At 70.2% G+C, this 17,740-nt stretch carries 20 protein-coding genes; 9 read left to right on the forward strand and 11 right to left on the reverse strand.

Annotated features, from left to right (window positions below; all coding sequences use genetic code 11):
- The first annotated feature begins 20 nt into the window (after positions 1–20).
- Together purL and CLV46_RS15380 are read left to right on the forward strand one after the other, a co-directional pair.
- Positions 21–2,327 (forward strand): phosphoribosylformylglycinamidine synthase subunit PurL, encoded by a 2,307-nt coding sequence (purL, locus tag CLV46_RS15375; RefSeq protein ID WP_100365583.1) that lies wholly within the window; start codon positions 21–23, stop codon positions 2,325–2,327.
- A 68-nt stretch (positions 2,328–2,395) separates the two neighbouring features.
- On the forward strand, positions 2,396–2,854 hold the full coding sequence (locus CLV46_RS15380) for a pyridoxamine 5'-phosphate oxidase family protein (RefSeq protein WP_100365584.1): 459 nt from the start codon (positions 2,396–2,398) through the stop codon (positions 2,852–2,854).
- A gap of 40 nt (positions 2,855–2,894) precedes the next feature.
- Here the strand turns inward: CLV46_RS15380 and CLV46_RS15385 are convergent, their stop codons facing one another.
- Both CLV46_RS15385 and CLV46_RS15390 read right to left on the reverse strand, forming a co-directional pair.
- Positions 2,895–3,893: an NAD(P)-dependent alcohol dehydrogenase gene (locus CLV46_RS15385; protein ID WP_100365585.1), complete on the reverse strand. Its 999-nt coding sequence runs from the start codon at positions 3,891–3,893 to the stop codon at positions 2,895–2,897.
- A 26-nt stretch (positions 3,894–3,919) separates the two neighbouring features.
- Positions 3,920–4,627, reverse strand: a complete 708-nt coding sequence (locus CLV46_RS15390; RefSeq protein ID WP_100365586.1) for a DUF4386 domain-containing protein — start codon at positions 4,625–4,627, stop codon at positions 3,920–3,922.
- Positions 4,628–4,734: 107 nt separating this feature from the next.
- Here CLV46_RS15390 and CLV46_RS15395 point away from each other — a divergent pair, with 107 nt between their 5' ends.
- The 3 genes from CLV46_RS15395 to CLV46_RS15405 all read left to right on the forward strand — a co-directional run bounded on the left by CLV46_RS15395 (position 4,735) and on the right by CLV46_RS15405 (position 7,653).
- On the forward strand, positions 4,735–5,424 hold the full coding sequence (locus CLV46_RS15395) for a TetR/AcrR family transcriptional regulator C-terminal domain-containing protein (protein WP_245866944.1): 690 nt from the start codon (positions 4,735–4,737) through the stop codon (positions 5,422–5,424).
- Between the two features lie 104 nt (positions 5,425–5,528).
- On the forward strand, positions 5,529–6,458 hold the full coding sequence (locus tag CLV46_RS15400) for an ADP-ribosylglycohydrolase family protein (protein WP_100365587.1): 930 nt from the start codon (positions 5,529–5,531) through the stop codon (positions 6,456–6,458).
- A gap of 253 nt (positions 6,459–6,711) precedes the next feature.
- Positions 6,712–7,653: a DUF559 domain-containing protein gene (locus tag CLV46_RS15405; RefSeq protein ID WP_100365588.1), complete on the forward strand. Its 942-nt coding sequence runs from the start codon at positions 6,712–6,714 to the stop codon at positions 7,651–7,653.
- Between the two features lie 71 nt (positions 7,654–7,724).
- Here CLV46_RS15405 and CLV46_RS15410 read toward each other — a convergent pair whose 3' ends face one another.
- The 3 genes from CLV46_RS15410 to CLV46_RS15420 all read right to left on the reverse strand — a co-directional run bounded on the left by CLV46_RS15410 (position 7,725) and on the right by CLV46_RS15420 (position 11,526).
- Positions 7,725–9,257 carry a DHA2 family efflux MFS transporter permease subunit gene (locus CLV46_RS15410; RefSeq protein ID WP_100365589.1) on the reverse strand — a complete coding sequence of 511 codons (1,533 nt, stop codon included), beginning with the start codon at positions 9,255–9,257 and terminating at the stop codon, positions 7,725–7,727.
- Positions 9,258–9,505: 248 nt separating this feature from the next.
- A complete protein-coding gene (locus CLV46_RS15415) occupies positions 9,506–10,825 on the reverse strand; it encodes an FtsX-like permease family protein (protein ID WP_245866947.1) in 1,320 nt (439 codons plus the stop codon).
- An 8-nt stretch (positions 10,826–10,833) separates the two neighbouring features.
- The gene (locus CLV46_RS15420) at positions 10,834–11,526 is read right to left on the reverse strand and encodes an ABC transporter ATP-binding protein (RefSeq protein ID WP_100366105.1); all 693 of its coding nucleotides are present in this window, start codon (positions 11,524–11,526) and stop codon (positions 10,834–10,836) included.
- Between the two features lie 183 nt (positions 11,527–11,709).
- On the opposite strand from CLV46_RS15420, the gene CLV46_RS16880 reads away from it, so the two are divergent.
- Genes CLV46_RS16880 through CLV46_RS15435 form a run of 3 tightly spaced genes read left to right on the forward strand, consistent with a single transcriptional unit; the run spans position 11,710 to position 12,933 of the window.
- Positions 11,710–12,060, forward strand: coding sequence for a hypothetical protein (locus CLV46_RS16880; protein ID WP_211282211.1), 351 nt, complete (start codon positions 11,710–11,712; stop codon positions 12,058–12,060).
- A complete protein-coding gene (locus CLV46_RS15430) occupies positions 12,057–12,404 on the forward strand; it encodes a hypothetical protein (protein ID WP_100365591.1) in 348 nt (115 codons plus the stop codon). The genes CLV46_RS16880 and CLV46_RS15430 overlap by 4 nt, the downstream gene beginning before the upstream one ends.
- A 4-nt stretch (positions 12,405–12,408) precedes the next feature.
- Positions 12,409–12,933: a MarR family winged helix-turn-helix transcriptional regulator gene (locus CLV46_RS15435; RefSeq protein ID WP_100365592.1), complete on the forward strand. Its 525-nt coding sequence runs from the start codon at positions 12,409–12,411 to the stop codon at positions 12,931–12,933.
- Between the two features lie 7 nt (positions 12,934–12,940).
- Here the strand turns inward: CLV46_RS15435 and CLV46_RS15440 are convergent, their stop codons facing one another.
- The 6 genes from CLV46_RS15440 to sigJ all read right to left on the reverse strand — a co-directional run bounded on the left by CLV46_RS15440 (position 12,941) and on the right by sigJ (position 16,779).
- Entirely contained in the window at positions 12,941–13,267 is a 327-nt protein-coding gene (locus CLV46_RS15440; RefSeq protein ID WP_100365593.1) for a chorismate mutase, read from the reverse strand.
- A 23-nt stretch (positions 13,268–13,290) separates the two neighbouring features.
- Positions 13,291–13,926 (reverse strand): GNAT family N-acetyltransferase, encoded by a 636-nt coding sequence (locus CLV46_RS15445; protein ID WP_100365594.1) that lies wholly within the window; start codon positions 13,924–13,926, stop codon positions 13,291–13,293.
- A gap of 86 nt (positions 13,927–14,012) precedes the next feature.
- Positions 14,013–14,348 carry a sigma-70 family RNA polymerase sigma factor family protein gene (locus CLV46_RS15450; protein ID WP_157802358.1) on the reverse strand — a complete coding sequence of 112 codons (336 nt, stop codon included), beginning with the start codon at positions 14,346–14,348 and terminating at the stop codon, positions 14,013–14,015.
- Positions 14,349–14,490: 142 nt separating this feature from the next.
- A complete protein-coding gene (locus CLV46_RS15455) occupies positions 14,491–14,988 on the reverse strand; it encodes a hypothetical protein (RefSeq protein ID WP_211282212.1) in 498 nt (165 codons plus the stop codon).
- Between the two features lie 27 nt (positions 14,989–15,015).
- Positions 15,016–15,759, reverse strand: coding sequence for an SDR family oxidoreductase (locus CLV46_RS15460; protein WP_100365596.1), 744 nt, complete (start codon positions 15,757–15,759; stop codon positions 15,016–15,018).
- A gap of 66 nt (positions 15,760–15,825) precedes the next feature.
- On the reverse strand, positions 15,826–16,779 hold the full coding sequence (sigJ, locus tag CLV46_RS15465; RefSeq protein WP_245866951.1) for an RNA polymerase sigma factor SigJ: 954 nt from the start codon (positions 16,777–16,779) through the stop codon (positions 15,826–15,828).
- A gap of 139 nt (positions 16,780–16,918) precedes the next feature.
- On the opposite strand from sigJ, the gene CLV46_RS15470 reads away from it, so the two are divergent.
- Positions 16,919–17,653: an SDR family oxidoreductase gene (locus CLV46_RS15470; RefSeq protein ID WP_100365598.1), complete on the forward strand. Its 735-nt coding sequence runs from the start codon at positions 16,919–16,921 to the stop codon at positions 17,651–17,653.
- The last annotated feature ends 87 nt before the right edge of the window (positions 17,654–17,740 follow it).

The following is a 17,740-nucleotide window of genomic DNA, read 5'->3' on the forward strand; positions in this document are numbered from 1 at the left end:
GATCCAGGAGCACCCGCCACGTGAGCACCCCCTCCATCGCCCCCGTCGATTCGGTCGACGTCGCCGCCTCCACGCCCGAGAAGGAGCAGCCGTACGCGGCACTCGGTCTCAAGCCGGACGAGTACCAGCGCATCCGCGACATCCTCGGCCGCCGCCCCACGAGCGGTGAGCTCGCCATGTACTCGGTGATGTGGAGCGAACACTGCTCCTACAAGAGCTCGAAGGTCTGGCTGCGCCAGTTCGGCCAGAAGGTCAGCCCCGCCATGAAGAAGAACCTCATGGTCGGCATGGGCGAGAACGCGGGCGTCATCGACGTCGGCGAGGGCTGGGCCGTCACCTTCAAGATCGAGAGCCACAACCACCCGTCGTACATCGAGCCGTTCCAGGGTGCTGCGACCGGCGTCGGCGGCATCGTGCGCGACATCATCTCGATGGGCGCCCGCCCGGTCGCGGTGATGGATGCGCTGCGTTTCGGTGCGGCGGATCACCCCGACACCGCCCGCGTGCTCCCCGGTGTGGTGAGCGGCATCAGCTTCTACGGCAACTGCCTCGGCCTCCCGAACATCGGCGGCGAGACCTGGTTCGACCCGGTGTACCAGGCCAACCCGCTCGTCAACGCGCTCGCGGTCGGCGTGCTGCGGCACGACCAGCTGCACCTCGCGAACGCCCGCGGCGTGGGCAACAAGGTCGTGCTCTTCGGCGCCCGCACGGGCGGCGACGGCATCGGCGGCGCGTCCATCCTCGCCTCCGACACGTTCTCCGAAGGGGGACCGACCAAGCGCCCCGCCGTGCAGGTGGGCGACCCGTTCGCCGAGAAGGTGCTCATCGAGTGCTGCCTCGAGCTGTTCGCGAACGAGCTCGTGGAGGGCATCCAGGATCTCGGCGCAGCCGGCATCTCGTGCGCCACCTCCGAACTCGCGAGCAACGGCGACGGCGGCATGCACATCGAGCTCGACAAGGTGCTGCTGCGCGATCCGTCGCTCACCGCCGAGGAGATCCTCATGTCGGAGAGCCAGGAGCGCATGATGGCGGTCGTGCACCCCGACAAGCTCGACGCCTTCCTCGAGGTCGTGAAGAAGTGGGACGTCGAGACGAGCGTGCTCGGCGAGGTCACCGACACCGGCCGCCTCGTGATCGAGTGGCGCGGCGAGCGCATCGTCGACGTCGACCCGCGCACCGTCGCCGTCGACGGACCGGTCTACGAGCGCCCCATCGTCTACCCGAAGTGGCTCGACGAGGTGCAGGCCGACTCCGCCTCGAAGCTGCCGCGCCCGACGGATGCGGATGAGCTGCGCGGCCAGCTGCTGCAGCTACTCGGCAGCGCGAACCAGGCCGACAAGAGCTGGATCACCAACCAGTACGACAAGTACGTGCTCGGCAACACCGCGCTGAGCTACCCCGACGACGGCGGCATGGTGCGCGTCGACGAGGAGTCGGGTCTCGGTTTCGCCGTGGCGACGGATGCGAACGGCCGCTACTGCTACCTCGACCCGTACCGCGGTGCTCAGCTCGCGCTCGCCGAGGCGTACCGCAACGTGTCGGTCACCGGCGCGACCCCGGTCGGTGTCTCGGACTGCCTCAACTTCGGCAGCCCGGAGAACCCCGAGGTGATGTGGCAGTTCTCGCAAGCGGTCGAGGGGCTCGCCGACGGCTGCCTCGAGCTCGAGATCCCCGTCACCGGCGGCAACGTGTCGTTCTACAACCAGACCGGCGACGTGCCCATCCACCCGACCCCGGTCGTCGCGGTGCTCGGCGTGATCGACGACGTCGCCCGCCGCATCCCCTCCGGCTGGCAGGACGACGGACACAACATCTACCTGCTCGGCACGACCCTCGAGGAGCTCGACGGCTCCGCGTGGGCGGGAGTCGTGCACGGTCACCTCGGCGGCGTGCCGCCCGTGGTCGACCTGCCCCGCGAGAAGGCGCTCGGCGAGCTCATCGCGGCCGCCTCATCCGAGTCGCTCATCGGATCCGCGCACGACCTCGCCGACGGCGGTCTCGCCCAGGCGCTCGTCGAGAGCGTGCTGCGGTTCGGTCTCGGCGCCCGCGTCTGGCTGCGCGAGATCGAGGAGCGGGACGGCGTCGACGCGGCGACCGCGCTGTTCAGCGAGTCGACCGGCCGTGTGATCGTGTCGGTGCCGCGCGAGGACGACGTGCGGTTCCTCGGTCTGTGCGAAGGCCGCGGCTTCCCCGTGATGCGCATCGGCGTGACCGACTCGACCGTCGGCCTCGACGTGCAGGGCCTGTTCTCCGTGTCGCTCGACGAGCTGCGCGAGACGCACCGCGGGGTGCTGCCGGCGCACTTCGGTCCGGTCGTCGGCGGCTAGGGGCGGTCGGCTCACTCGCGGCTCTTCCGCCCCGCCTCCCCGTCGGAGGTGCGCGTTACCGTACGGGCATGGCCGGATGGACGCGAGTGGAGACGGAAGCGCCCGAGCTGGCGCGGCGGGTGCGTGAGCTGTTCGAAGCGGGGCGGGACAAGACCATCGCGTCCCTGCGAGCCGACGGCTCCCCGCGCATCAGCGGCATCGAGATGGAGTTCCTCGACGGCGATGTGCAGTTCGGCATGCTCCGCGACTCGCTGAAGCTGCGGGACGTCCGACGGGACCCACGCGTGGCGATCCACTCGCCGACGCTCGTGCGGCGAGGGGCGGAGAGCGAGTGGCGCGGAGACGCGAAGCTCGCCGGGAACGCCGTCGAGTTCGTCGGCCGGGAGGATCCGGAGCATCCTGGAGCGGGACAGTTCCGGCTCGACGTGCGTGAGGTCGTGCTCACCCGCGTCGACGAGGACGCCGAAGTGCTCGTCATCGAGTCGTGGCACGAGGGGCGCGGGCTGCAGCGACGGGAACGGGCCTGACGCGAACCGCGCGGATGGCGGCGCGCGGCCGGGCCCCGCGTCACACGGTGATGACGACCTTCGCGCGGGCGTGTTCCGTCTCGACGTAGCGGATCGCGTCGGGCACCTGCTCGAGCGGGTACGAGCGGTCGATGATCGGACGCACGGCACCCCGCTCGACAAGTCCGGCGAGCCCCGCGAGACTCTCGGTCACGGGCGGGTCGCCGGTCATCACGACGACCCGTTGCGGGAGGGACCGGGCGCGCAGTTGCGCCGCGATCAGTCGGCGCATCGGACCGAACACCGTGGGCCCGTTCGAGGTGCCGCCACCGGAGAGCAGCAGTGCGCCGTCGTCGGCGGCGACACCCGCCAGCTCGTCGAGCGCCCGGTTGCCGACGAGGTCGAGCACGGTGTCGTAGCGTGCGGTCGACTCGGTGAAGTCCTCGCGGCGGTAGTCGACGACGCGGTCCGCGCCGAGCGCGGCCACGAGTTCCGCGTTCCGGGTGCTGCACACGGCCGTGACCTCCGCGCCGAGCGCGACGGCGATCTGCACCGCGAAGGTGCCGACTCCGCCGGAGGCCCCGTTGACGAGTATGCGCTGGCCGGGCTGCACCTCGGCGAGCTCCACGAGTGCACGGTAGGCGGTTGTGCCCGCGAGGGGCGCCGCGGCGGCCTCCTCGAATCCGAGCTCCGCGGGCATCCGTGCGAGCCGGTCCTGCGGCACCCGCGCGAGTTCGGCGAAGGCCCCGTCGACCAGTCCGATGTCGCCGAACACCGCATCCCCCACCTTCAGGGTGGTCACGGCGTCGCCGACCGCCTCGACGACGCCGGCGAGGTCCCGCCCGCGGATGCGCCGCCTCGGGCCGCGCGGACCGAAAACCCCGGGCGCCATGAGCCGCGCGATGTAGGGATCGCCGCGCATGACGTGCCAGTCGTAGGCGTTCACCGAAGCGGCCCGCACGCGCACGAGCACCTCGTGCGGTGAGGGGGCGGGGTCGTCCGCCTCCGCGAGCCGCAGCCGTTCGGGGGATCCGTACCGTTCTTGGACGATCGCGCGCATCGTGGTGTCCTTTCGTCGATTCCGGCTCAGCCGGCGAGCCGCGGCTGTCGGGCATCCGCAGGTGCGGCGGCCGGGGAGGGGCGGAAGCCCTTGACGATCAACCAGATGCCCAAAAAGCCCTCCCAGACGATCTCGGGCAGTGTGGCGAGCCCCGACCAGACGGAATCCTGCGCGTACCAGCCGAACAGCACCGCGATGCCGGAGAGGCAGAGCAGCGGCCCGCCGATGAGCCCGACGAGCGCCATGCCGCGCGGCACGAGGCCGGAGCGGTACATCAGGTAGCCGAGCAGCAGGCCGTTGCCGAAGCCCGCGAGGAAGCCCGGGCCGAGAAGGAACGTCCAGTCGTGCACGGCGACGAGGGAACGCGCCGCCACGAGCAGCGCACCCTCATCCGTGCCACCGGACTCGCGGAGCGTCACGATCGAGAGCACGCTCAGGATGCCGACGCCGATGAGTGCCGATTCCATGACGCGGGCGGCGACGTAGCCGAGCGCCACGCTCTCGTTCACCCGCCGGAGGATCGGGAACAGCACCACGGCCGTGCCGATGTTCGCGATGGCCAGCACGATCTCGCACACCGCACCCCAGCGCACCATGGTGTCGGAACCCGGGCCGAGCACGTATCCGGGGTCGGTGAGCGCGGGCGTGTAGAGGGCCGCGCCGGTGATGGCCGAGACGAAGGTGATGACGAAGAGCACACCCACGATGAGGGCGCTCCTTCTGCTGGGCTGCACGGCGGTGCCTCTCGACGAGGTTGTGGTGTACTTGGTACACCTTGATGGGATCACCGTAGGTGTACTGCGTACACCTTGTCAAACCGCGACGTGGATGGAGTGAGCCGGTGGCAGAGGATCCGAGCGCGCGACGCCCGCGCCTGAACCGGGAGACGGTGCTGCGCACGGCCGTCGCACTCGCCGACCGGGTGGGTCTCGACGGCTTCACGATGCGCACCCTCTCGCAGGAACTCGGCGTCGTGCCCATGGCGCTCTACAAGCACGTCGCCAACAAGGACGAACTGCTCGACGGCATGGTCGACCTCGTCTGGGCCGAGGTGCAGCTGCCCGACAGCTCCGCCGGATGGAAGGCCGCGATGCGCGGCCGGGCCGTGTCGCTGCGCGACGCGCTCTCGCGGCATCGGTGGGCGGTCGGGCTGATGGAGTCCCGCATGTCGCCCGGACCCGAGAACCTGCGGCACCACGACGCGATGATGGGCTGCCTGCGCGAATCCGGATTCTCGTTCCGCACCACCGTGCACTGCACCTCCACCCTCGACGCGTACGTGTACGGGTTCGCGCTGCAGCAGAAGACCCTGCCGTTCGAGACGCCTGAGGAGTCCGGAGTCGTCGCCGCACAGAAGCAGAGCGCGCAGCCCGACCCGGCGGCGATCGCCGCGATGTTCCCCTACCTCGCGGAGGTCGTCGTCGAGCTCGCCCGCTCGGGCTACGACTACGACCTCGAGTTCCAGCTCGGCCTCGACCTCATCCTCGACGGGATCGAGAAGCTGCGCCCGGAATGGTCCGCCGGCTCCTGACGACGCCGGCTTCGGCTGTCAGATCCCGAGCCCGCGGCTCGTCGGGCGCTCCAAGTACCCTGCGTCGGCTTCGTCCGCGCCGCCCGCCCTGCTAGCAAGGGGTCATGGATGTGACGGATCGCGCCGTCGGCGTGCTGCTCGGATGCGCGACCGGCGATGCCCTCGGAGCCGCCTACGAGTTCCAGCCGCCGCTTGCTCCCGACGTGCCGGTCGAGATGCGCGGCGAGCGCGGCACGCGATTCGCTCCGGGCGAGTGGACGGACGACACCGCCATGTCGGTGCCGCTCGCCCAGGCGGCCGCCGCCGGGCGCGACCTGCTCGCCCGCGACACGCTCGACTGGGTGGTCGGCGAATGGATGCGCTGGGCGGAGACATCGAGCGACATCGGAGCGCAGACGAAGAACGTGTTCGCCCGCTTGCGCGAGCCGGACGCGAAGGCCGCCGCCGCGGCGGGCCGCGAGGTGCACGAGCTCACGGGCCGTTCGGGCGGCAACGGCTCAGTGATGCGCACCGCTCCGGTGGCGCTCGCGTTCCTCGACGACGAGCGCGGGCTCGCCGAGGCGGCGCGCACGATCAGCCGGCTGACGCACTTCGATCCCGACGCCGGGGACGCGTGCGTGCTGTGGTGCCTCGCCATCCGTCACACCGTGCTGACCGGGCAACTGGACGTGCGCGTCGGCCTCGGCGCGCTCGGCGGCGAGGCCGCGGAGCGCTGGTCCCTGCTGCTCGACGACGCGGAGGGCAAGCAGCCGTCCGACTTCCAGCGCAACGGCTGGGTCGTCGAGGCGCTGCAGGGCGCGTGGTCGGCGATCTGCGCCGGTGTGGATCTCGTGGACGTGCTCGAGCGGGCGGTGCGCGGCGGGAACGACACCGACACGGTCGCCGCCATCGCGGGCTCCCTCGCCGGCGCCGCCTACGGCGCGGGCGGCATCCCGACGCAGTGGCGCGACATCGTGCACGGCTGGCCCGGTCTCACCGCCGACGACCTCGCCGACCTCGCGGCGCGCATCGTCAGCCGCCACGCGGTCCGCTGACTCGCCCCGGCGGCGGCGCGTGGCCGCGCGGCCGGCTGACCGCGTGCGGCGCCCCTCCGCGCGGTTTCCCGTCAGTAGATGCCCTTTCCGACGCCACATAAGGGCATCTACTGACGGGAAACGGATCGGGCCGCGGTCCCGGGCGGCGGGCGCTGCGTGGCGCAGCCCCTCCACGTGGGCGGGGCTGCGGCAAGCGTCCACAGATCGCCGCCCGCGCACGCCCGCCGCGAGCGGGTCGGGCCACCATCGCGACGTGAGACCTCGCCGCCCGCTTCCCGATCCCCTGCATGAGCGACCGTTCAGCGTCGCCGAAGCGCTGTCCGTCGGCGTCACCGCGAAGCGGCTGCGCGGAACGGATCTCGCGCAGCCCTTCCGCGGCGCACGGGCCATCGGCTCGGGAGACGACACACTGTCGCGCGCACGCCGCTATGCGGTGCGGATGCCCGGCAACCAGTTCTTCTCCCACGTCACCGCTGCGTACATCCACGGCATGCGGCTTCCGCATCACGCGTCATCCGAGCCGCTGCACGTGGGGGTGGTGTGGCCGCGACGGTCGCCGCGAGTGGCGGGCGTTGTAGGACACGAGATGCGGCCGCCCGTCGCCGTCGTGCACGTCGGAGGTCTCCGGACCGTCCCGCCCGTGGTCGCATGGTGCCAGCTGGCGGCGGTGCTGACCCCGGAGGAGGTGATCGTGGCGGGCGACGGACTGATCCGTCGACAAGATCCCGTGAGCGACCTCGAGTCGTTGCACCATGCGGTGAGGCGCTGGACGGGAGCTCACGGAGCGCCGGCGCTCCGAGCGGCGCTGCCGCACCTGCGCGCGGGCACGGACTCGGCACGCGAGACCATGCTGCGCCTGCTGATGTCGCGCGCCGGGCTGCCCGAACCTCAGGTGAACCCACCCATCCTGGATTCCGCCGGCCGGTTCCTGGCATACGGCGACCTCGTCTATGCCGAGCGCCGGGTGCTGGTCGAATACGACGGTGAGCAGCATCGTCTCGATGCCGAGCAGTACCAGAAGGACGTCGACCGCCTCGACCGCCTCATGGAGGAAGGATGGCGTGTCATCCGCGTCAACAGGGCGCACATGCGGCGGCGGGCAAGGGCCGCCCTCGTGCTGCGGATCGAACGGGCCCTCCACGATGCCGACGGGCGGGACCGCGCGCCCATTGCCCGCATGCCCCCCAGGCGCTGAGACGTCAGCGGGCCTGTGCCCGAGGCCGTTTTCCGTCAGTAGATGCCCTCACCAAGCTGCCGAAAGGGCATCTACTGACGGGAAACCGCAGGCTCAGCCCCGCCGGGCGCTCCGCCGGACGCGGCCCCGGGCGCGGCGCCGGGCGCTCCCCAGACCGCGGCCTTGGGGCGGGCGAAGCAGGCGACGATGATCGCGCCGACGACCGCCACGGCCGCGGGCAGCAGCAGCGACTGCGCCATCGCGGTGGAGAACCCGGCACGCAGCGCCTCGGGGAGCAGACCGCCGCCGATCTCGCCGGCGGGGGCGGCGCCGGCCCCGCCGGCCGGCATCTCCGCGGCGAGGCGCGCCTCGATGAGCACGGCGATCGACGCGCTGCCGAGCACCGCGCCCACCTGCCGCGTCGTGTTGAAGACGCCGGATCCGGCGCCCGCCTGCTGCGGCGGGAGGGCGCGGGTGGTCGCGTTCGAGATGGGTCCCCAGACGAACGCGTTCGCGACGCCGAGCAGAGCGGAGGGCAGCAGGAACCAGCCGATCGCGGTGTCCGGCGAGAGCAGCAGCGAGTACCAGACCAGCGCGGACGCGAGCAGCAGCGTGCCGAGCACGGCGAAGTTGCGCGGGTTCACCCGGTCGAGCAGGCGCCCGGCGAAGGGGGCGAGCACAGCCGAGATGACCGCCATCGGCGCGAGCATGAGCGCCGACTGCGTCGGAGTGAGCCCGCGGGCGGTCTGGTAGAAGAACACGAGCGGCAGCGACATGCTCGTGACCGCGAACCCGATCGTCGAGATGGCGGCGTTGCCGAGCGAGAAGTTGCGTTCCCGGAAGAGTCCGAGCGGCAGCAGCGGCTCACCGCGGTTCACGCGCTGCCAGACGACGAACCCGACGAGCACGACGACGCCCGCGATGATGAGCGACCACACCGAGATCGGTCCGGCGATGACACCCCAGTCGTAGGTCTCGCCCTCCTGGATGCCGAACACGAGCAGGAACATGCCGACGGCACTCAGCACGACGCCGAGGATGTCGAACTTGTGAGAGTTCGTCGGCAGGCGCGGCACGAAACGCGCGGCGAGGATGAACCCGACGATGCCGACCGGGAGGTTGATGAAGAAGATCCACTCCCAGCCGAGCCCGTCGACGAGCACTCCGCCGAGGATCGGCCCCACGAGCGTCGCGAGCCCGGCGACCGAACCCCACAGACCCATGGCCGCGCCGCGGCGATCGGGCGGGAAGATCCGGGTGATCACGGCCATCGTCTGAGGCGTCATGATCGCCGCTCCGAGTCCCTGCAGCACCCGCGCCGCGATGAGCGCTCCGACGCTGCCCGCGAATCCGCACCAGACGGATGCGAGGGTGAAGACCACGAGGCCGGTCAGGTACAGGTTCTTCGGACCGAAGCGGTCGCCGAGTCGCCCGGTGATAAGCAGCGGCACCGCATAGGCGAGGAGGTAGGCGCTCGTCACCCAGATGACCGAGTTGATGTCGGTGTCGAGCCCGCGCATGATCGACGGATTCGCGACCGAGACGATCGTCGTGTCGATCAGGATCATGAAGAACCCGATCACGAGCGACCAGAGAGCCGGCCAGGGTTTGAGGGAGGTGGTCACGCGCGTCCTTCCGAGGTACCCGCGGGACTATACCCCTGGCGGGCGACCCCGCCCTGACCGCCGGGGGCGGACGATCAGGATGACCGGGCGGGCCCGCGGTGGGGTCTCGATACGGCGGCTTCGCGCGCCTACTCGACCAGCGGACGGGGGGCGCCGCGCGCGGTGGGTCTCGATCCGGCGGCCTCGCGCGCCTACTCGACAGGCTCAGCGACCGGGCTCCGCGACCGGAGACACCCCGGCGGCACGCGTCACACGGCGCCGGGGGTGGCGAGCGACGCACGGCGCAGCAGCGGGCGCGTCGCCAGGAGACCGAGCCGCACGAGCAGGATGCCCGCGGCGAGCACGCCCGCGATGACCAGGAGCGACAGCGGGGCGACGATCAGCGCGATCCCGGTGAGCGGGAACACCACGATCGCCGCGATCACCGCGGAGCCGATCGACGTGATGAGCAGCGGCACCATGACGGTGCCGCGCCGGGCCGCATCCGCCGTCGCCTCCGGCATGCCGAGCCGGTGCAGGCTCGCGTAGAGCTCCGCCCGGTCGAGGATGCCCGCCGCCTGGTTGACACCCACCGAGCACGCGACCATGAGGAACGAGATCACGACCGTGATGGTGAGCCCGGTGCCGATGTCGGTGGCGAGCATGCGCGTGTCGGCGTCGCCGTCGGATGCGCTGAGCGCGTCGAGCAGGGCGGTGCCGGTTCCGGCGAACACCGCCATGAAGCTCACCATCGCCGTGCCGCTCACCTGGCGCCACGCCGCTTGCGGGGATTCGAGGATGGCGCGCGCCGCGAGCAGCTTCTGCGGCGTCTGCGCGCGACGTGCGCGGCCGCGGGCGACGAGGCCGATGACCCACGGACCCACGAGGTTGAGCACCGCGATCGTGCCGCCGAAGCCGGCGGCGAGGATGAGGAGCACGACGGCCGCGCCGCCCATGCCGAGAACGCTCATGCCGATCGCCGCGAGGGCGACGACCGCGACGGCGACGAGGGCCCGCACCCATGACATGCGCGGGGCTTCCTGCCGGGTCCGCACCCCGAGCGGTGAGATCGTCACGCGACGCAGTCCGATGACCGCGCTCACGACGGCGATCGCGACGACCCCCACGATGGCGCCGAGCAGCACGGGCAGCGGGAGCAGCACGTTGCTGAAGCCGAGCGGCTCGCCGCGGAACGGGATCGCACCGATGATCGGCGCGAGACCGAAGGACGCGGCGGTGCCGAGCACGGCGCCGATGAGCGCGAGGGCGGCCGATTCGATGACCGTCATCGCCCCGACGGCCGCGGGGGTGGCGCCGAGCAGGCGCAGCGTCGACAGCCGATCGTCACGACGGCGGGCCGAGAGCCGCGCGGCTGAGCCTCCGAGGGTGGCGAGGGGAACGAGCAGCAGCGTGAGCGCGAGCACTGCGAGCGCCTGGTAGGTCAGCGCCATGTCGTCGTCCCAGCGCCAGAACGCCTGGGCGCCTCCGAGCACCGCGAGCAGCAGCGCCGTGACGATGCCGAACGCGACGATCGGCAGCGCGGTGACCCCGAGCGAGTCGCGCGTGGGCCGCGCGAGCAGCCACGTCATCCGCCAGATCATGCCGCCACCTCCGACGGCTGGATGCGACCATCGCGCATGTGCACGATGCGGGAGCAGCGGGCGGCGACGTCGGCGTCGTGGGTCACGACGACGAGTGTGCGGCCCTGGCCGGTGGTCGAGTGCAGGAGCGCGTCCATGACCTCGCTCGACGTGTGCGAGTCGAGGGCGCCGGTCGGCTCGTCGGCGAAGACGACGGATGCGCCGGTCACCTGGGCGCGGGCGATGGCGACGCGCTGGGCTTGACCGCCGGAGAGCTGCCCGATCCTGCGGTCCTCGAATCCGGCGAGGCCGAGCGCGGCGAGCCAGCCGGCCGCGTGCCCTTCGGCTGCGGCACGGGGCATCCCGCCGAGCATGAGCGCGATGGCCACGTTCTCGAGGGCGGTGAGCTCGGGGATGAGCAGCCCTTGCTGGAAGACGAAGCCGAACGCCTCCCGGCGCAGGCGGGAGCGTTCCCGCTCGTCGAGCGCGGCCACGTCGGTCTCGGTGCCCCGGGTGCGCAGGATCACCTGGCCGGTGTCGGGCGTGATGATGCCGGCGAGGCAGTGCAGCAGTGTGGTCTTGCCCGAGCCCGAGGCGCCCATGATCGCGAGGGACTCCCCCTCGGTGATCGCCAGGGATGCCGCGGCGAGCGCCGCCGTACGGCCGTAGAACTTGTCGAGACCCCGGGCCTCGAGGATGACGTTGGACATGCCTTCAGCCTCGTCACGCGGGCCGACGCGGGCGTCCGCCGCGAGGAGTGAGCGGGTCATCCGGGCGGATGATCTCGGAGCGGACGACGCCAACATCACGGTTTCCTGAGTTCGCTAGACGCTTTAGTTGCTAGTTCGTCTAGTTAGCAAATAGAGTCCGGATGTGACCCGAAGGGGGGCGGAATGATGCAGACGATCGAACGGCCGCAGATGACGGCCGACGCGCGAGTGGTGACCTGGACCAGCGTGCATCCGGGACTGTGGGCGGGGCAGATCGGCGACGATTTCGCCGGCCTGATCGAACGCGACGGACACGGCTACGTCGTGACCGACTGGCAAGGCGCCGAGGTCGGCGCGTACGCGACCCTGGCTGAGGCCGAGGTCGCTCTCGAGCCCAGCCGCCGCGCGCTCGCCCGCGCCGCGCGAGAAGAACGACGTTCCCGCGCGGAGATGCTCGCCCTCGCGACCCTCTCCCTCGTCGGCTTCGGCATGGCGGTCACCACCCTCGGAGTGGTCGGGACGGTGTTCGCATGAGCCAGCAGCGCATCCCCCGGTACATCACCGTCGCGCGTCTCTCCCCGACGGAATGGTCGATCGCCGATGATCGGCGCCTTGAGGTGACCCCCCGCGGATTGGTCGGTTTCGTGCGCATGCGCACCGGCCTCTACGAGGTGGTGCGGATCGGACGGCCGCACATCCGCTCCTGGCACGCCACATTCGACGACGCGGTCGCCCAGTTCGTGCGGCCTCACGCGTTCTGGTGGGCGCTGCCGCACGACCTGCCGGAGGTCGACAGATCCGTGATGGCCGACGACGATATCGTGGCTCCCGACACACGATCCACCGTGGAGGAGGCACTGCTCGCCGCGACGGCTTGACCTCATGACGACGATCCGACCCGACACCCCCGCCACCCAGGACTCCGGCTACTGGTACGCCGATGCCGCGCGCACCCGCCGGGGCATCGAGGTGCTCAACGCGTTGCGGCAGTACCGCGCCGCGGAGAGCGAGATGCGCCGTCGTACCCGCACGTCGATGGGCATGGGCGAGACGGACATCCTCGCCATCCGCTACCTGTTGCAGGCCGAGAAGCTCGGTCTGCAGGTGAGCCCGAAGGACCTCGCGGCGAAACTGCAGATCTCGTCGGCCTCGGTGACGGTGCTCATCGACCGTCTCGTGAAGAGCGGGCACGTGGAGCGCCAGCCGCACCCGACGGACCGGCGGGCGATCATCGTGGCGCCGACGCATCACACCAACACCGAGGTGCGCGGCACGCTCGGTCAGATGCACGAACGCATGATCGACGTCGCCGAATCCCTCGAACCGGATGAGGCGGCCGCGGTCGTGCGATTCCTGGCCCGGATGCGTGAGGCCGTCGACGAGATCGACGCCCCGCACGAGCGGTAGGACCGGCTTACAGCTCGCCGGACTGCGCGATGCGCTCGTGGTGGTGGATCACCTCGGCGACGATGAAGTTCAGGAACTTCTCCGCGAACGCCGGGTCGAGGTGCGACTCCTCCGCGAGGGCGCGCAAGCGGGCGATCTGCACGCGCTCGCGATCCGGGTCGGACGCGGGCAGCCCGACGGTCGCCTTGAGCCGGCCGACCTGCTGCGTGAACTTGAACCGTTCCGCGAGCATGTGCACGAGCGCCGCATCGATGTTGTCGATGCTCTGACGCAGGGCCGTGAGCTCCGCGAGCGCCTCGTTGCCGTCTTCGCCGAGGATGCTGAGGTCGGTCATGCTCCGACCCTACCCGCAGCCGCTCAGCGCTCGCGCGGCGTCACGGGCACTCCGCCGAAGGCGTCCAGGCGCGCCTCCAGTCCCGCGCGGACAGCGGGCCATTCGTCCACGAGCACCGAGAAGACCGCCGTGTCGCCCCACCCGTCGGCACGGATGCGGTGGCGGCGCAGCACGCCCTCGAACGTGGCGCCGAGACGGGCGATCGCGGCGCGGGAGCGGGCGTTGAGGGCATCCGCCTGCAGCTTCACCCGGCCGAACCCGGAGTCGAAGGCGAGCTGCAGCAGCAGTAGTTTCGCCTCCGGGTTGACGGCGGTGGACCAGACCGACGGGTCGTAGCCCGTCCACCCGATGTGGGTGCGTTCGAGGCGCTCCTCGAAGTCGCCGAGGGTCGTTGTTCCGACGAGCCGGCCGTCCGCCGAGCCGCCCCGCAGTCGCACGGCGTAGGGGTTGCCGGCGCCGAACTGGTAGTAGTCGAGACCCCACTCCGCGAACGCCTCATCGCTCTGCGGCAGACCCGCCGGTCCGCCGCCGTACCCGCCGGCGAAGACCTCGGGCCTGCGGATCGCCCGGGCGAGCTCGGGCAGGAGCTCCGGAGTCAGCGGCTCGAGGCGGATGTAGCGGCCCTCGAGGGGCGCGGGTTCGGGGCGCGTCGCGGTCATGCCGCCAGTCTTCCGACCGACGCCCGGCGTGCGGCAGGGCCGCCGTCCGATCGGTGGCCCTGCGGATGGTGCCCCGGAACCGTCGACTAGGTCCTGTTGCCGTGGCGTTGATAGTCGGGATGAAGGCGTATCCAGATGATCGAAGCGCGGTCCGCATCGAAATCAATGCCGATCGTCGCTTCCGCGAGGTCCCCGCGCATCAGGATGAGTCCCGCTTGACCGTTGACCTCGCGGAGCGCCAGCTTTCGTCCGGGCGCTGGCGTCGTTCCGTGCAGCAGCATCCTGACGGCATCAGCCACCCCGACCAAGACTCGTGCGCTCTGTCGACCATGCCCACCCGGGTCGATCACCATGCGGACGGATGGGCTCAGCAGCTTCGATATCGCACTCGAGTCCCTGGAGATGATCGCTGCTTGCAGCACGCCTACCGCCTTGGAATGCGTTGGCATCACCAGCTTCTCCGCGGCATTCGCAATGGCGAGGCGAAGACGCGCTACTCCGTGGGCATCTCCATGGGGATGCGGCCGTGGCCTCGTTTGCATCGACATGACCGTTCCTTTCGACTCACATCCAGCGCCGAGTGGCGTTGCTGTTCGGCGGAGACCCGGCGTCGCTGCTCTGAAGTGCGCTCTCGCGGTGTCGTGGCGGAATGGCGATCCCGATACCGAGGGTGCCGGCGACGGCGAGAACGATCATCTGGGCGGTGGCGTCCGGGGCGCTCATATGCCCTATGTGAGTGACGTGGTAGGCGAAATGCAGGACCCCGAAGCCGCCCCAGGCGATCCCGAGGACTCGGTACAGCGGTTGTGCTCGCCAGATCAGCGCGCCGACGCTTGCGGCGCCCAGGGCGAGGTACTGCGCGCCGTGGTCGCGGATGAGGTGTTCGTTGAACGGGCCGTCCTGAGAGATCCACTCGCCCAGGACGGAGGGGAAGTGATCGTAGAACTCGCGGGGCAGGACGTATGCCCAGATGCCGACTCCCGCGGCGATGACGACCGTGCCGACGAGTGCGACGATCTGAAGACGACCGACTCGGTCTCGGACGAGTGATGCGCTGGCCAATGGAGTACCTCGTTCTGGTGAAATCTGCTACTGCTGCGCAGGAGTGACGGCGACGGGGTACGGGTGCGTGCCGACGCGGTGGGCACCCAACGGGACGAGCGAGTCCAGCGCGTCCGCACCGAGCGCGGTTCCTTCAACCGTCACGACATCGCGCTGGTCGGATGCGGCGGAGAGTGTCTCGCGGAGCAGTACGTCGAGGTGGAATCTGTCAGGTCCGGCGAGGTCGACGGTGTCCTCGAGCGGTGCGCTTCGTGCAGTCATCGCCAGGAGCTCGACGACGTCATCGACGTCGACCGGCTGCAACAGCATGCGCGGGGTCTCGACGCGTCCCTCGACGGTGAGCCAGTCAGCGATCGTGGGGACGAAATCGTGGAACTGCGTTGCACGGACGATCGTGAAGGGGATGTCCCCATACCGGAGGGCGTCCTCTTGAGCGACTTTTCCGGCGTAGTACCCGTTGGCGAGCGCACGGTCGGCGCCCACCACTGACAGGAGCACGTGATGCCTCACCCCGGTGGTGTGCTCAGCGGCGAGGATGCGCTCGGTGGTGCCGCGGAAGAACGCGGTCGCGGCAGTCACGTCCATTTCCATCGTGTTGAGGACGTCGACGACGACATCCGCGCCGTCCATGGCTGCGCCCAGGCCTTCGCCGGTCACAGCGTCGACGCCGGTCGAGCGGGAGCCCGCAATCACGTCCTCTCCGAGGTCTCGCAGTCTGGCCGCGAGGCGGGTGCCGACGTGCCCATTGCCGCCGACGATCAGGATCTTCATGGATGTCCTTTCCGGTCGGCAGATCACCGCCCGTAATAGTGACGACACGGGTCGCGGATTGTGAGGTCAGCTCCTGACGGCCCACGCAGTCAGCTTCCGGGGGTTGGCCTGCAACCACACGTCGGTGATGCGACCCTCACGGACCTGGACGTTCACGACGCCACGGAGCTGATCGCCGTACACCGCCGTGAAAGCGAGGCCGTCTCCGGTGCGGTGCTCCTGCAATGCCAACTCCGGCTGCTTCTGGAAGACGCCGACCAGGAAGCGGGCGACGTTCGACATGCCGAGGACCGGACGGCGTGCTGCGTTGACAACGCCGCCCCCGTCGACCCGTAACGTGACCGAGGGATCGAGCAGGTGCGTCAAGGTCGTGAGATCGCCCTGTGTAACGGCCTGCGCGAAGGCGCGCATCACAGCATCATGCTCGTGCGTATTCCGCGGCCGGGCGTCGTGCGCACGAACACGGCGGCGCGCCGACGTCGCAAGTTGCCGCACCGCCGCCGAACTGCGACCGACGATGGTGGCGATCTCATCGAACGGCACCGCGAACACGTCGTGCAGTACGAAGGCGACGCGCTCCGCAGGCGTCATCGTCTCCATCACGATCAGCATCGCGGTGCTGACCTCCTCGTCGAGCGAAATGCTGTCCAGCGGGTCGGCGCTCGGAGCGCGACTGACAGAGCGTCCGGGAAGGGAGAACAGGTCCGCCGGGATGGGCTCCGGCAACCATTCGCCCACGTAACGCTCGCGTCGCGCCCGCGCGGATCCGAGCACATCGAGGCAAACCCTGCTCATCACCCGGGTGAGCCACCCCTGCGGGTTCGCAATCGCGGCCCTTTCGGCGTCCGTCATCCGGTACCACCGGACGTAGGTCTCCTGCACGGCATCCTCGGCTTCGGCGAGAGTGCCGAGCATTCGATAGCCGATCGCGACCAGACGACGGCGCTCGTCGAAGACGTCCGGAAGGTGGTGACGAGCCGGCTTCGGGGGCCGCCCTCGTCCGGAAGTGCTGTGGGTCAACGCGCGCACCTTTCGTCGTCACCCATGACGAGGGACGCCCCGGAATTGTGAGGTGCGCCAAGTCGTGCACCTCACATGTCAGCGACCCACGTCGTCATGCCTCGGGCGACACCTCGCCCGGTGAAGGGAGAAAGCGGACATGAAGGTATTCATCGCGGGCGGCCGCGGCCAGGTAGGAGCGAGAGTCGCAGAGGCACTCGCGAAGAGGGGCGTCGAGGTGATCGTCGGTAGCCGCGCAAACGGCCAGGACCCGATGACGGGGGATGGACTGGATGCCGCCATGATCGGCGTGGACACGATCGTCAACGTGCTCAACATCGCGCGCTTCGACGATGAGGCCGCCGTCTTCTTCGAGACCACTACGCGGAACCTGGTGCGTGCGGGCGACGGAGCGGGTGTCGGGCATCATGTTCTTCTGTCCATCGTGGGGGTCGACGCGGAAGACGGACCGGACAACGGGTACTGGCGCGGCAAGATCGCCCAAGAGCAAGTGTTGCGGTCCTCGTCGACCCCCGCGACGATCATCCGCACCACCCAGTTCCATTCCTGGGTTCCGGTGCTTGCCGACCAGCACACCGCCGACGGACGCGTCGTCGCAGAGCGGTCGCTCATCCAGCCCGTGGACCTCGACGAAGTCGTGGAACTCATCGAACGTGCCACACTCATCACGGAACCAGCAGATCGCGAGATCGAACTGGCCGGCCCGGAGCGCTACTTCTTCGATGACCTGCTTCGCGGGACGCTGGCCGCAATGGACGACCGGCGCGAGATCGTGACCACCGCCTGCGACGGCCCCATCGACCTGATGGTTCCGCGCGGCGAGCACCTCATCGGCACTCGGCCCTATCCCGTCCGCGGTATCCCGACGGCGTAGCCCGTCGAGTCGAGGCTTTCGTTCGCCAGTTCGGCCTGCGGGCGATGGCACCGATGGTGATCCGGCACATCGCACCGTCGTCCGAGC

It is taken from the genome of Diaminobutyricimonas aerilata (assembly GCF_002797715.1).
GTDB classification, from domain to species: domain Bacteria; phylum Actinomycetota; class Actinomycetes; order Actinomycetales; family Microbacteriaceae; genus Diaminobutyricimonas; species Diaminobutyricimonas aerilata.

Excerpts from the sequence above, each read along its gene's own strand:
- CLV46_RS15460 (WP_100365596.1), bottom strand. The coding sequence starts at position 15,759 with ATGAAGATCCTGATCGTCGGCGGCAATGGGCACGTCGGCACCCGCCTC.
- CLV46_RS15470 (WP_100365598.1), top strand. The coding sequence starts at position 16,919 with ATGAAGGTATTCATCGCGGGCGGCCGCGGCCAGGTAGGAGCGAGAGTC.
- CLV46_RS16880 (WP_211282211.1), top strand. The coding sequence starts at position 11,710 with ATGATGCAGACGATCGAACGGCCGCAGATGACGGCCGACGCGCGAGTG.
- CLV46_RS15440 (WP_100365593.1), bottom strand. The coding sequence starts at position 13,267 with ATGACCGACCTCAGCATCCTCGGCGAAGACGGCAACGAGGCGCTCGCG.
- CLV46_RS15400 (WP_100365587.1), top strand. The coding sequence starts at position 5,529 with ATGGATGTGACGGATCGCGCCGTCGGCGTGCTGCTCGGATGCGCGACC.
- CLV46_RS15385 (WP_100365585.1), bottom strand. The coding sequence starts at position 3,893 with ATGCGCGCGATCGTCCAAGAACGGTACGGATCCCCCGAACGGCTGCGG.
- CLV46_RS15430 (WP_100365591.1), top strand. The coding sequence starts at position 12,057 with ATGAGCCAGCAGCGCATCCCCCGGTACATCACCGTCGCGCGTCTCTCC.
- CLV46_RS15415 (WP_245866947.1), bottom strand. The coding sequence starts at position 10,825 with ATGACGTGGCTGCTCGCGCGGCCCACGCGCGACTCGCTCGGGGTCACC.
- CLV46_RS15445 (WP_100365594.1), bottom strand. The coding sequence starts at position 13,926 with ATGACCGCGACGCGCCCCGAACCCGCGCCCCTCGAGGGCCGCTACATC.
- CLV46_RS15420 (WP_100366105.1), bottom strand. The coding sequence starts at position 11,526 with ATGTCCAACGTCATCCTCGAGGCCCGGGGTCTCGACAAGTTCTACGGC.
- CLV46_RS15435 (WP_100365592.1), top strand. The coding sequence starts at position 12,409 with ATGACGACGATCCGACCCGACACCCCCGCCACCCAGGACTCCGGCTAC.
- CLV46_RS15380 (WP_100365584.1), top strand. The coding sequence starts at position 2,396 with ATGGCCGGATGGACGCGAGTGGAGACGGAAGCGCCCGAGCTGGCGCGG.